Raw genomic sequence first — 13,283 nt, 5'->3', positions numbered from 1 at the left:
TTTCCATCTTCTTGCTTTTAGGAAGCGCAATGCCGTCCTGAATAAGGCGGGGCGGGATTTCGTTGCCTTGAGTGTGTCTTAACGTCGCGCGAAATATTTTCACACATCGCGTATAGTAAGGCGTTTTGGTTTAATGTTTCCGGGCTGAACGCAAGCCTGTAATCAAAACTAACTCCATATTGTGTCTTTTTTGCAACAGGTTTTGAAAAAGGCTTGAGCTTGACAAACGAGCCAACCTATATGCAGGCGAACAGTTCCATACGTGATTATGCGCACAGCGTCTGCACTGGCTGTGACACGGTGTGCAGGGGCTGATTGCCCGGCATGGTCACGTTCTGACAGATTATGAAGTGTCTCACTCAGTTATGATGCAGGCGTCTCAGATGCGCCGGAGCGGGGGTTTATGGCCGTACCTATAATGCAGGCCGTCAGGGTCGGCAGTTATGTCGTCAAACAGCACATCACCGGGCGCAAGCGCTATCCGCTGGTTCTGATGCTTGAACCACTTTTCCGCTGCAATCTGGCCTGTGCCGGGTGTGGCAAGATTGATTATCCCGCAGCCATCCTCAACCAGCGCATGACCGTGCAGGAATGTCTGGATGCGGACGCGGAAGCAGGCGCTCCCGTTATTGCTGTGGCCGGGGGTGAGCCTCTGCTGCACAAGGAAATGCCCGAGATTATCCGTGGCCTGATTGCCCGGAAAAAATACGTCTATCTCTGCACGAACGCCCTTCTGCTTGAGAAGAAGATGGATGAGTATGAACCCTCTCCGTTCTTCTCATGGGACGTGCATCTGGATGGCGATAAATCCATGCACGATTCTTCCGTCTGTCAGGACGGCGTGTATGAACGCGCTGTTGCGGCCATCAAAAAGGCCAAGGCACGCGGGTTCCGTCTGTCCATCAACTGCACCCTGTTTGATGGTGCAGACCCCAAGCGCGTCGCCTCCTTCTTTGATGAAGTGATGGCCATGGGCGTTGACGGGATCATGACGGCCCCGGGTTACGCCTATGAGCGTGCGCCGGATCAGGAACACTTCCTGAACCGCCAGAAGACCAAGCAGCTCTTCCGTGACATCTTCCGTCTGGGCAAGGGCAAGAAATGGCGGTTTACGCAGTCTCCGCTGTTCCTGAACTTCCTTGCCGGGAATGAGCAGTATCACTGCACACCGTGGGGCAAGCCGCTGCGGAACGTCTTTGGCTGGCAGCGCCCGTGCTACCTGCTGGGTGAAGGCTATGCCAAGTCTTTCAACGAGCTGATGGAAGACACCAAGTGGGACGATTACGGCACCGGCAACTATGAAAAATGCGCCGACTGCATGGTGCATTCCGGGTACGAGTCCACGGCTGTGATGGATGCGGTGCGTCGCCCCTGGCACATTGCAAAAGTCGCTCTGTTCGGACCGGAGACGGAAAAGCCGATGGCGCCGGAAATCTCCCTCGCCAACCAGCGCCCTGCTCAGTACGTCTTCTCCAAGCAGGTGGAAGAGCAGATGGAAGAAATTGCCGCACGCAAGCCCGCCAAGGCGCCGCGCGTGAAGGTGATCCGCACCGAGGCCGCCAATGCGGACGCAGCGCCGGCCAAAGCGGCCGCTCCTGTGGAAGCCACAGCGGCAGACTGAGCCTTTCTCTCAGTTCGCGACTCCATAAAGGGAGCGGTCTCTGCACAGAGGCCGCTCTTTTTTTGTCTGGGATTCCGGGCTGTTAAGGGTGTTTTTCCCCTGATTTTCTGCTCTGGCTGGCATACGCTGCCCGCATAAGAGTGGGGTCAAAAAGCTGTTTTCCGCATAAGGATGCGCTCTGGCAGGCATGGCCAGCGCATACTGGTCTCCAGCGCCATCATCCCGTATCGTGCTGTTTCCGTCGTCACGCAGGGCCACCGCATTCCATGACTGTTTCCATTCTTATTATTTTTCTGCTGGTTATTCTGAACGCCGTTTTTGCCATGGGAGAACTGGCGCTGATTTCGGTCAGAATGCCGCGTCTGGCCATTTTGCGGGAGCAGGGCATGCGGGGTGCTGACCGTGCCATGCGTCTGGCGGAAGATCCGCAGATCTTTCTGCCCACGGTGCAGGTTGGCATGACGCTCGTCTCCATTCTGGAGGGGACATTCGGCGGTGTGCAGGTTGAAGCGCACCTGACCCCCATGCTGGAAAAAATTGATTTTCTCCGGCCCGTGGCGGCGCAGGTGTCCATGGTGCTGGTGGTCCTGGCCATTACAGCCCTGATGCTGGTGCTGGGTGAACTGGTGCCCAAACAGCTTGCGCTGCGTGAGCCGGAAAAAATGGCGGCCCGTCTGGCTCTGCCGCTGGAAATTCTGGCAAACGCCACCCGGCCGGTGGTGTGGGTGCTGCGTCAGTCTTCCAACATTGTGCTGAAGCTGATGGGCGCGGGTGATGCCGTCAGCCAGACGCTGACGGAAGAAGAGCTGAAAGCCTACATTGCCGAAGGTGCCCGCTCCGGGGTGCTGGAGCATGAAGAACGCACCATGATTGAGCGGCTGCTCCGTCTGGCGGACCGTCCGGTGCGTGCCATCATGACCCCGCGTAATGAACTTTACTGGATTGACCGCCACGCCGGGCGCGATGCGCTGATCAAGGCGCTCAAACAGACAACCTATGCACGGCTGGTTGTGTGTGAAGGGGGGGTCGATAACCCCGTCGGGGTCGTTCTGGCCAAGGACATGCTGGATCGTATGCTGGATGGCATGCCTGTCTCAATCGAGGCTGGCCTGCGGCAGATGGTCGTGGTGCCGGACAGCATTTCCGCACTGGATATGCTGGAGCGGATGCGCAGCATTTCTCTGGGGATGGCATTTGTTTTTGATGAATACGGCTCTTTTGAAGGCGTTGTAACGGCGTCTGACCTGTTTGACGCCATTGTGGGGGAAGGCCGCCACGAATCCTCTCAGGCGACGGACGCTCACCATGCGCCCACGCAGGAAGATGTTCTGCTGATGGATGGTACGGATTCCGCGGATGAAGTGAAGGACCGTCTCGGCCTGCGTGCCCTGCCGGATGAAGGCAGTTATCACACGCTGGGCGGCCTGATTCTGGCGCTGCTCCGCCGTGTGCCCGCTCTGGGGGATAAGGTGGTGTATTCCGGCTGGCTGTTTGAGGTGGTGGAAATGGAAGGTCGCCGTGTCTCGCGTGTGCGGGCCAGCCGTCAGGTTCTGGCGGAAAACTGAAAGCCTGAGAAAAAGCATACAAAAATGGCCTGAGCAGCATGTCTGTCAGGCCATTTTTTTATGTGGTCAGCTCTGCCGTTAGACAGCGCTGCTAGGGTTACTGCTGCGTCTGGATCTGCACGGTGCCTGCATGCGGGGTAACGGGCCAGAAAGCGTGAGCGGTCTCCTGCTGGGCTTTTGAAATCTGGGTTTGAATCCACTGCATATATTCGTGCAGCCCACGGATGATGATGTCGTCCACTGTCTGGTCTGCAAGGGTTACGCGCAATTCCGCCACCCGTTCCTGAATGGGGGCGCAGAGGCGGCGCAGGCTGCCATGTCCGGCGAGCGTGCTGAGCGTGCTGTCCACAAGGCGCAGGCTGGTTGTCAGAGAGCGTGGGAAGGCATCATTTTTCAGCAAAAAGCCAACAACATTGGCGGGTGTTGTCGTCACGGGCTGTAAGCGGCGGAAGGCATGATAGGCCGCTGCCGAGCGCAGGATGGAGGCCCACTGCGTAATATCAATGTCAGACCCCACCGGCTCATGCCCCGGCAGGAGGGTATGGTAGCGGATATCAATCAGGCGGGTAATCTGGTCACTACGTTCCAGATACTTGCCCAGCAGATAGAACAGCCACGCCTGATCCCGGTAGAGTGTGCCTTCAGTAATGCCAAAATGGCTCTGGCAGTCCTGCTTCAGGCGGTTGCACAGGCCGGACAGGCTGTTCATCCGGATATCGGATGGCTGAAGGTCCAGCACCCAGCGTGTAAAGACGTTAAGCTGCATCCACATTTCCGTTGAAATCAACGGGCGGACAGCACGCGCATTTTCCCGCACAGCATGCGCCATGGCTTTGATGGAGTTCGGGTTTTCCTTTTCCGTGACGTAAAAGGCGATAACATCCTCTTCCGTGACGCTCTGATGGCGGGTGTAAAAACAGTCCTCGTCAGAGTTGATTTGCAGGATGGTATCCCATCCCGGCTGGCCATCCGGCCCGCGTACAAAGCTTTCGGTTACTTCCAGAAGCCGGGCCAGATTTTCTATGCGTTCCATATAGCGCGCCAGCCACATCATGCATTCGCCATAGCGGGAAAGCAGATTGTTCAGCCCCGGTTGCATCTCAAAAAGGCCTGCGGAAAGTTCAGTCATGATGCCAGCACCCACGTATCCTTGGAGCCACCCCCCTGTGACGAATTAACGACGAGCGACCCTTTGCGCAGCGCCACGCGGGAGAGGCCTCCGGGCAGAACCCATGTGGAGCGGCCTGTCAGCGCAAAAGGCCGCAGGTCCACATGCCGTGCTTCCACGCCATTCGGGCAGAGGGTGGGGCAGACGGAAAGGTTAACAACCGGCTGGCTGATATAATTGCCGGGATTGTCTTTCAGCCTGTGGCGGAACTCCTCCAGTTCTTCCTGCGTGGCGTGCGGGCCGATCAGCAAGCCATAACCGCCGGATTCACCAACGGGCTTGATCACCAGCTTATCGATATTGGCCAGTGTGTAGGCCAGTCCGTCCGGCTCTGCGCAGATATGCGTTTCCACACTGTCCAGAATGGGGTCCTGATCCAGATAATAGCGGATAATGCGGGGCATATAGGCATAAACGGCTTTATCATCCGCAACGCCGGTGCCCAGCGCATTGGCAATGGTCACGTTGCCCCGGCGGTAAGCCTCCACCAGCCCCGGCACACCGAGCATGCTCTCCGGATTGAAAGCCAGAGGGTCCAGAAATTCATCATTCAGGCGGCGGTAAATAGCATGGACAGGCCGCAGGCCCGCCACCGTGCGCATGTAGACACGGTGGTTTTCCACTACCAGATCCTTGCCTTCCACCAGCGGCACACCCATCTCGCGCGCCAGAAAAACATGCTCAAAATAAGCAGAATTATAAATGCCCGGAGAAAGCAGCACGACCTGCGGGTTCAGCACACCCTCTGGTGAGACCTCGCACAGGCTCTGGTGCAGTTTCAGCCCGTATTCTTCCACCGAGCGAAGCGGCAGGCCCGCGGCCAGATCCGGCATGAGCCGTAGCATCATATGCCGGTTTTCTATGACGTAAGAGACACCGGACGGCGTGCGGGCATTATCTTCCAGAATTAGAAAACGCCCGTTCTGATCACGGATCAGGTCTGTGCCGTTAATATGCACATACACGCCGCCCGGCACATCCAGCCCGACCATCGCTTCACAGTAGTTCGGGTTTTTCAGAACAAGATCGGCGGGGATAATGCCATCCCGCAGGATGGCGCGCTCATGATAAATATCATGCAGGAACAGGTTGATGGCCCGCACACGCTGCTGGACCCCGCGCTCAATATGGTCCCATTCCGCAGCGGTGATCACGCGGGGGATAACATCAAACGGCAGCACACGGTCTATCGCCTCGCGGTCGGAATAGACGGTAAAGGTAATGCCCAGACGGTAAAGCTGGGCTTCCGCAGCGTTGGTGCGGTGGCGCAGGTCCGCCAGACTGAAATGTGCCAGACGGTTCTGCACCTCCCGTAAAGCGGGAGGAACAGTGTCCTTGCGGTTCATGAGTTCACAGAAGAAATCCGGAACATCATACGCAGCAAAAATACCGGCTGCCTGAGCGGGTGCATGGAGTGGCGCGTCATTCATACCCTGACTCCCGATATGAGGTCCGGCACTCCGGCTGGTCAGGAAACCTGCGCCTCTGCATGCCGTGTTCGTTACGGTTAATGATTTAACACGAGCAGGATTTGGGGGCTTTGCCAAGCCGCAAAACAGAAATTTGTTCTTTTATCGGAATATCATGCGCAGGGGGCTGGTCTGCGATGGATTAATGCTGATACCGTATGCGCGTTCAGACGCCATAAGCGGTTTTTTCCGGTTTTGTGGCAGGAGAGGAGCAGGGCGTTTCCAGCATGCGCAGGGTGTTCAGGGCCATACCAGCATGAGTTCACACGTGCTGCTGACTCATCAGACCCGCTACCGGTATGACCGGCCTGTTTTTCTTGGCCCGCAGACCATCCGGCTCCGGCCGTCCCGTTCCGCAAGAACGCCTGTCCGGGCTTACGCGCTGCGGGTTGACCCGGCGGAATGCCAGCAAAGCTGGCAGCAGGATGAGTTTGGTAATCAGGTTGCGGAAGTCGTCTTTGCTGAGCGTGTCACGCATTTTGATATCACAGTGCGGCTTGAGGCTGATCTGAGCCCCAGAAATGCATTTGATTTCACGCTCGCGCCCGAGGCCCGCTACTGGGCACCGCCTGTTGCGCTGGACGCTGTTTCTCCTGCCGGATACGCCCCCCTGCAACGCCAGCAGCAGGCTGCGCAGCAACAGCAGGCGGGAGCTGCCATGTTTGCTCCCCGGAGCGGGCTTTACTCGCCGGATGAGCAGGCCGCCCTTTCGGCCTATCGTGCAACGCCTGCCGCGGGACCATATCTGCACGCCTTTCTGGCTGACTGGGTTAAAAAAGCATCGTGCGATACGCTGGACATGCTGGTTGCGCTCAATCGTGCACTGGCAGGGCATATTGGCTATCAGGTGCGGCTGGAACCGGGGATCTGGAGCCCGGAAGAGACACTGGCGCGTGAGACAGGCTCCTGCCGCGATAGTGCCTGGCTGATGATTGCCATACTGCGGCATCTGGGTTTTGCCGCCCGGTTTGTCTCCGGCTATCTGCTGCAATCCACCAGAACTGCGGAGGGGGAAGAAACCCTGACGTGTGATCTGCACGCCTGGGCCGAGGCCTTTCTGCCCGGCGCCGGATGGGTGGGGTTTGATACAACCTCCGGTCTGCTGACAGCACAGGGCCATCTGCCGCTGGCCGCGACACCGGCCCCGGAACAGGCTGCTCCCGTGAGCGGATTGCTGGACCAGTGCAAGGCGACGTTTGATGTCTCCATGCAGACTGCCCGGCTGGTGATCCCCGAAAGCGTCTGACCTGCGGGTTTTTCTTGCGTTGGGGCACTGGACGCAAGAGAGTGACGGTTATGAGGCTTTTTACCTGTCAGTCCTGTGAACAGATTCTGTTTTTTGAAAATACAGTCTGTGAGCATTGCAAACATAAACTTGGCTATCTGCCGGGGCTTTCCGTGCTTTCTGCGCTGGAACCGGCGGGGGGCGATCTGTGGCGGCCATTAGAGCCGCGCATCCGGCAGGCGGAACTGGCCTATTGTGCCAACCATGCGCATGATGTGTGCAACTGGATGACCATGCCCAATGAATCCGGGCATCCCTCCTTTTGCTTTGCCTGCCGTTTTAACCGGACTATCCCTAATCTGGAAAAACCTGAAAACCTAGAACGCTGGCGCAAGCTGGAAGCCGCGAAACATCGTTTGTTCTACACGCTCTTGCGGCTGAACCTGCCGATCAAAACCCGGCAGGAAGACCCGCATGGCGGCCTGATGTTCGATTTTCTGGAAGACCCGGAAGATGGCTCAGCCCCGGTCATGACCGGCCATGATAACGGCATTATCACCATTGCCCTGCGTGAGGCGGATGATGCCAGCCGTGAGCAGATGCGGGTGGAAATGGGGGAGCATTACCGCACCCTTCTGGGGCACTTCCGGCATGAGGTCGGGCATTATTACTGGAATGTTCTGGTGCGTGATGCCGGGCGGCTTGATGCCTGCCGCGCGGTGTTCGGGGATGACCGCGCTGATTACCAGCAGGCCCTGCAAACCTATTATGACAACCCGCCTCCGGCTGGCTGGCAGACTCATCATGTCAGTGTCTATGCCACGTCTCACCCGTGGGAAGACTTTGCGGAAACCTGGGCGCATTATCTGCATATTGTCTCAACACTGGAGACAGCATGGGCCTATGGCGTTTCCATCAATCCGGCTCTGGCAGGGGCAACGCCGTCCTGGTCCCCGCGCCATGGGGACCCGTATACAGAGGCCTCTTTTGATGAAATCATGCAGGCCTGGCTCCCGCTGACCTATGCGGTCAACAGTCTGAACCGTTCCATGGGCCTGCCTGATTTTTACCCGTTTGTGCTGACGCAGGGTGTGGTGGATAAACTCTCTTTTATCCACACCCTTATTCGGGAAACGCAGGCTCTGCGGTCCTGCTGAAATCCCTCCCGGTCTGCCCTAGTGCAGAACGCGGGTATTGATGCTGTGCGCCAGAGCCTGTTCATCTGCAAAGTCCGGCCATTCGTTGCGGGCCAGTGTGGCGAGCGATGGGGTCGGTAACTTCAGTTTGGCAGCATAAATCCACAGATAGGACAGGGCCCGGTGGACGTAATCCCGCGTTTCCGTGTTGGGGATCAGCTCCATAAACAGCAGCGGATCATCTGAGGAAGACGCGGCTTTTTCCCACCGTGCCAGTGCTGTGGGGCCAGCATTATAGCTTGCCAGCAGGCGGATCATGTCCCCGCCGCGCAGCGGGGTATGGGGGTTATGGCGTGTCAGATCTGCCAGATACTGCACATAACGCTGCCCGATTTCCAGATTCAGGCTCGGGTCATGCAGGGCGTTGGTCTCGTTTTCAAACCGGTGGTTCAGGGTGTTGGGCGGGCTCGTGACAAAATCAGCCGTCAGGGGGCGGATCTGCATCAGGCCATGCGCCCCGGCTCCGGAGACAGCCTGCGGGTCAAAATTCGATTCCAGCCGCGTCAGCGCATAGACCAGCGCGGGGTCCATAATAAAGCCGTGGCGGGGCTTTAGCAGAGGGAGGGGCAGGTTTTTCTGTTCCGCGCCTTGTGTGGAGGCCCGGGTCTGAAGGGCGTCGGCCATTTCGGCTGACAGATCATGCAGGCCTGCGGCATCCGCAACAAGCTGGAAGGAGCGGGCAAGGGTGACGTCATGCAGGTCCGGCCATGCCCGGCGGATGGTGTTTTCCGCCCGTTCCTGCTCACCTACCTGAAGCAGGGCAAAGACGCGCCGCCCGATATCGGTCGCCCCCACGGCTTCAATATCAATTTCTGTCAGAACCTGTGCGGAGGGCGTGTTGCCTGAGGGTTCCAGCGGCGAGAAGCTGACCTTGCGCACGCGCTCATGCACACCCGTTGCAGGGTGCAGGATGCGGGCTGCCAGCAATCCGTAAAACGTGGTGGGGAAGGCTGCGGCATGCTGGAGCCAGGTATGGCGGGCATGGTCCTGCCCCTGTTTTTCATGCGCGCGGGCGGCCCAGAATGCACAGGCCGCGCGGATTTCCGGCGTGGCTGTGGCGGCATGGGACGCTTTTTCAAAGTAAGGTGCAGCCTGCTCATAATGCCCCTGCTGCCACAGGGCCAGTCCGGCGACGTAGCCTGCCAGAGCATTTTTAGTGCGGGAGCCTTCTACTGCCGCCTGACTGATTTCCAGCGCGACATCTGTCTCCCCGGCGTTCAGCATGGCCTGAGCGGTTTCTGCCTGAAGCTGGGCGGCGTAGGCAGGCGTCATGCCCGGTGTGGCGGTAATCAGATGCAGGGCGCTGTGGACGCCTTTCAGGCCCCAGCCCGTGCGTTCCCGCAGGGTGCGGTCCAGCAGGGGGTTGCGGGTAAAATCCTGCGTCAGCGGGTCAGCGGGGATGCTGGCGTGGTCTGGTGCCAGATGCGTGGAAACCGGCACCGGTGGCAGGGGCCCGCCGCGCTGCGGCAGGGCGGACAGACGCGCCCAGATGGCTGCTGCATCCGCGTAGGAGACATATTTTTTCAGCCAGGCCCGCAGTTCCGTGGCGCCCGGATGGTAGGCGGGGTTCAGATAGCGATCGGCCTCAATATCCCCCAGCAGCGTGGCATCTGTCAGCCGCGTTGTGCTGGTGATGGCCTCCGCAAAGGCGCCCTGCCGCTGGAGCCGGAAGATGGATTTGATCTGCGTGCTGATTTCCGGGGAGAGTGGCTTTGGAAGAGGAATGTCATCCCCTTCCGGAAACGCCTGTCGTGGCATGACCATCGCAAGCTCTTCGCTTTGCGTGTCCTGCCCCGTCCCGGGGAGCTTGGCATAGGCTTTCGTCGCTACGACGGAAGCACCGGCCAAAAGGGCGGCTCCGGCCATAAAGGCCTTTGCCGCGATTTGATGAGGGATCTGTCCTATCGCTCGCATGGCTGGCGGGGTCTATGAGGTTCTGCGCCAAAAAGCAAGTTTACTCTGTGTAAGCACTCAGCAGGTGTGCTTGAGAAAACGGGAAAACGCCGTTGTGAATAGCCAGCCAATAGCGTGGGAACTACTTGTGTTACATAAGGAAATCAGAGTCTGAATAGAGGCGGTTTTATTATTGAGCCGCCCCGCTGTTCCTCCTGCTCCGGAGTGGATTCAGGGGTTGCCCCGTAGCGTTTGTGCAACAAGCATCAGGTCCTGCCAGATTTCCTTGCGGGCCGTCGCACTGGCCCGCAACTGGAGGGGGTGCCGCATGACAAGCGTGGGGAGGGGGGAGGCCACACCGGAGAGGCTGGCAGGCCCCCAGCTCCGGCGTGGCATGGGGGTACTGGCATCCAGCAGCATCCGGGCCGGAAGCCGCCCGCACAGCAGCAGACGCTGCGGGGCAAACAGGGCAATGGCGCGTTCCAGAAAGGGGCGGCACAGCTTGAGTTCGGCCTCGGTCGGGGCGCGTCCACCCGGTGGCCGCCAGGGCAGCGCCGTGGCCAGCAACAGGGTCTGGCGGTCCAGCCCCAGTGGGGCCAGCATCTGGGCCAGCAGCTCACCGCACAGGCCGGAAAACACCGTACCTCTGCGGTCTTCATCCGCATCGGGCGCTTCCCCGATAATCATAAGCGGGGCCTGAAGCGGCCCGGTGGGGAACAGGGTGTGCATGGCTGTTGTGCGCAAGGCACATGCGGAGAAGCCGTCCATAGCCAGCCGGAGAGCCTCGGGCGTCATGGCCGCGGCTGCCAGAGACTGGGCCTGCGCGACCGTTTCCGCCAGCAAAGCAGGGCCGCTGGTCGCCCCGGATGCCGGGCGGCGGCCCGCGACTTTGGCCGGAGGGGCCGTCTGCCCGGAAACAGGCGGGGCAGCGGGGGCCGCACGGCTCTGAACCCCCGCCAGATGCCCATCTGGCATACGCCGCAGGGCCGGTTCTTCCCCCGGGAAGCGCATTTTTGCAGAGAGGGCGAGCCGCTGGTCCACCGGGGAGTCGCCCACCACGGTATCCACGCCCCATTCCCCATACAGGCGCAGAAGAGACAGAGCCGCGTCCATCAGATAAACTGCCAGAAAACTGAGGTGCCGGTTTGGCGGTTGGCCGCGGGCAGGGTAGAGAAGTATCCGCCGTTCATGTCATGTCTCCCCAGTCTTTGACGGAACGGGGCGTATCCAATGGCCTGTTAGGGCCTCTGCCGCTCCTGGATAGGGTCATTATGCTGTTTTGTCGCCTTCTGCCTACGGTTTTCCTGCTGCTCTCGGCTTCGGTTCTGACCCCCTGCGCTTCTGCCGCCGTGCCCAAAGGGGCCGAAACCAGCCAGACCCCCGTGCCGGAAAAAGCACCGGACCATCCGCTTCAGACAAAAAATGAGGCCGGGGAGAGCCTCGGTCACGTCGATTCGGGTGCCTTTCTGACGGCTGTGGTGGCGACCCATAAAGGGGATGATCTGGATGCAGCCCGTGCCTTTCGGGCCGCGGCCGCAGCGGACCCGACCAATAAAGATCTTCTGAAGCAGGCTTTTATCCGCAGCGTACTGGCCGGAGACCCGGAGGCCGTGCCTCTGGCGCGTCTGACAGCCCGGCAGCCGGAAGGGCAGAGCATCATTTCCTCCCTCGTGCTGGGGAACGATGCCGTGACCCGCGCCAACTGGGCTGAGGCCTCCCGTTTTTACCAGCAGGCCGGGGCGGACCCCATGGCGCATCTGATTCTGCCGCTGCTTCAGGCATGGTGCCAGCAGGGGCAGGGGCACGCGGATGAGGCCATTGCGTCTCTGACGCATATTCAGGGGTCCGTGCTGGTGCCGTTTTATACGCTGCACGCCGCCATGATCGCCCAGACGGCCGGGCAAGCCGCCAAAGCAGGGGAACTGTTTGCGCAGGCGGCCAAAATCATGCCGGGGTATGATCTGCTGCTCACACGCTCACAGGCGGCATGGCTGTGGTCTCAGGGCCAGCAGGATAAGGCGCGCTCCCTCATACGCGGTATGATACAGGCGGACCCGGTGCTGGCGCTTGCCGGAGCGCAGTTACAGGCCACCATCGGCCACGCCCCGGTGACCTCGGCGCAGGCCGGGATTGCCCGCGCTTATGTGCTGACGGCTTTCCTGCTGCGGCAGCAGGGCCGCCAGCAGGGGCAGGCTGACCGCCCCGGCCCGACGGACCATCAGTTTGATGAAGCCTCCCGCCTGATGCTGGGCTTTGCACTGGGGCTGGACCCGCATCTGGCGGAAGCCCGGCTGATGCTGTCAGAAATTCAGGATGCGGAAGGGCATCAGACCGCCGCGCGGGAAACGCTGCTGCGTATCCCGCAGACAGACCCGCTTTATCCCGTGGCTGCTTTTCGGCTCGCGCTGGTGGATGGCTCCACCGGGCATCTGGATGAAGCGCAGATTATCCTGACCCATCTGGTGCAGGATACAGGCGGGCAGGGCCTCGCCGTGCGGGCGCTTGGCAATACGCTCTCCGCCCGAAAGGACTGGAAAGGTGCGATTGCGGCCTACAATCAGGCCGTGACGCAGGCAACCGCCAGCAAGACGCTGGACTGGTCCCTCCTGTTCCTGCGGGCCGTGGCGTATCACGAATCCGGGGACTGGCCGCGCGCCAAGGCGGACCTGCAACAGGCGCTTAAGCTGGCGCCGGATGAACCGCTGCTGCTGAACTTCCTCGGCTATTCCATGGTTGAGCGGAAAGAGAATCTGACCGAGGCGGCGGCTCTGCTGCGCAGGGCGGCAGATCTGGACCCGAAGGACGCGGCCATCCGCGATAGTCTGGGCTGGGTGCAGGTTGAACTGGGTGATCTGGCAGGTGGCACGGCCCTGCTGGAACATGCGGCCGAGCAGACGCCGGAAGATCCGGAGGTCAATTACCATCTGGGTGAGGCTTACTGGCGCGCCGGACGCAGGACGGAGGCCGTGGACCAGTGGAATGTTGCCCTTGGCCTGCATCCGGAACCTGCGGATGAAGCCCTGATCCGGGCCGCTCTGGCCCGCGCTGTGGCTGCCGGAGTGATAAAAGCGACACCGCAGAGCGCCCCTCCGGCTGAGAGCGGCCCTGCACCCACCGGAGGAAAGCATACGCCGTGACATCAGCCA

Annotated in this window: 9 protein-coding genes; 5 read left to right on the top strand and 4 right to left on the bottom strand. The window is 60.1% G+C overall.

What is annotated here, in order from left to right:
- Positions 1-403 precede the first annotated feature (403 nt).
- Both hpnH and JK199_RS02160 read left to right on the top strand, forming a co-directional pair.
- Positions 404-1,621: an adenosyl-hopene transferase HpnH gene (gene hpnH, locus JK199_RS02165; protein WP_077930451.1), complete on the top strand. Its 1,218-nt coding sequence runs from the start codon at positions 404-406 to the stop codon at positions 1,619-1,621.
- A 266-nt stretch (positions 1,622-1,887) separates the two neighbouring features.
- The gene (locus JK199_RS02160; RefSeq protein ID WP_025829153.1) at positions 1,888-3,186 is read left to right on the top strand and encodes a hemolysin family protein; all 1,299 of its coding nucleotides are present in this window, start codon (positions 1,888-1,890) and stop codon (positions 3,184-3,186) included.
- 97 nt (positions 3,187-3,283) lie between these two features.
- Here the strand turns inward: JK199_RS02160 and JK199_RS02155 are convergent, their stop codons facing one another.
- Positions 3,284-4,330: an alpha-E domain-containing protein gene (locus tag JK199_RS02155; protein ID WP_370684620.1), complete on the bottom strand. Its 1,047-nt coding sequence runs from the start codon at positions 4,328-4,330 to the stop codon at positions 3,284-3,286.
- Positions 4,312-5,784: a circularly permuted type 2 ATP-grasp protein gene (locus tag JK199_RS02150; RefSeq protein WP_212373510.1), complete on the bottom strand. Its 1,473-nt coding sequence runs from the start codon at positions 5,782-5,784 to the stop codon at positions 4,312-4,314. Before JK199_RS02150 ends, JK199_RS02155 begins: the two co-directional genes overlap by 19 nt.
- Positions 5,785-6,079: 295 nt before the next feature.
- On the opposite strand from JK199_RS02150, the gene JK199_RS02145 reads away from it, so the two are divergent.
- Both JK199_RS02145 and JK199_RS02140 read left to right on the top strand, forming a co-directional pair.
- Positions 6,080-7,069: a transglutaminase family protein gene (locus JK199_RS02145; protein WP_212373508.1), complete on the top strand. Its 990-nt coding sequence runs from the start codon at positions 6,080-6,082 to the stop codon at positions 7,067-7,069.
- A gap of 50 nt (positions 7,070-7,119) precedes the next feature.
- Positions 7,120-8,205 carry a zinc-binding metallopeptidase family protein gene (locus JK199_RS02140; protein ID WP_086656544.1) on the top strand — a complete coding sequence of 362 codons (1,086 nt, stop codon included), beginning with the start codon at positions 7,120-7,122 and terminating at the stop codon, positions 8,203-8,205.
- Between the two features lie 18 nt (positions 8,206-8,223).
- Here the strand turns inward: JK199_RS02140 and JK199_RS02135 are convergent, their stop codons facing one another.
- Together JK199_RS02135 and JK199_RS02130 are read right to left on the bottom strand one after the other, a co-directional pair.
- Positions 8,224-10,158, bottom strand: coding sequence for a lytic transglycosylase domain-containing protein (locus JK199_RS02135; RefSeq protein WP_077930447.1), 1,935 nt, complete (start codon positions 10,156-10,158; stop codon positions 8,224-8,226).
- 210 nt (positions 10,159-10,368) lie between these two features.
- Positions 10,369-11,250 (bottom strand): uracil-DNA glycosylase, encoded by an 882-nt coding sequence (locus JK199_RS02130; protein ID WP_244984811.1) that lies wholly within the window; start codon positions 11,248-11,250, stop codon positions 10,369-10,371.
- A 158-nt stretch (positions 11,251-11,408) separates the two neighbouring features.
- Between JK199_RS02130 and JK199_RS02125 the strand changes: the two genes are divergently transcribed.
- On the top strand, positions 11,409-13,274 hold the full coding sequence (locus JK199_RS02125) for a tetratricopeptide repeat protein (RefSeq protein ID WP_212373506.1): 1,866 nt from the start codon (positions 11,409-11,411) through the stop codon (positions 13,272-13,274).
- Positions 13,275-13,283: the final 9 nt, after the last annotated feature.

It is taken from the genome of Acetobacter persici (assembly GCF_018256955.1).
Taxonomy (GTDB): domain Bacteria; phylum Pseudomonadota; class Alphaproteobacteria; order Acetobacterales; family Acetobacteraceae; genus Acetobacter; species Acetobacter persici.
This window is presented reverse-complemented; position numbering and strand designations above follow the sequence as displayed.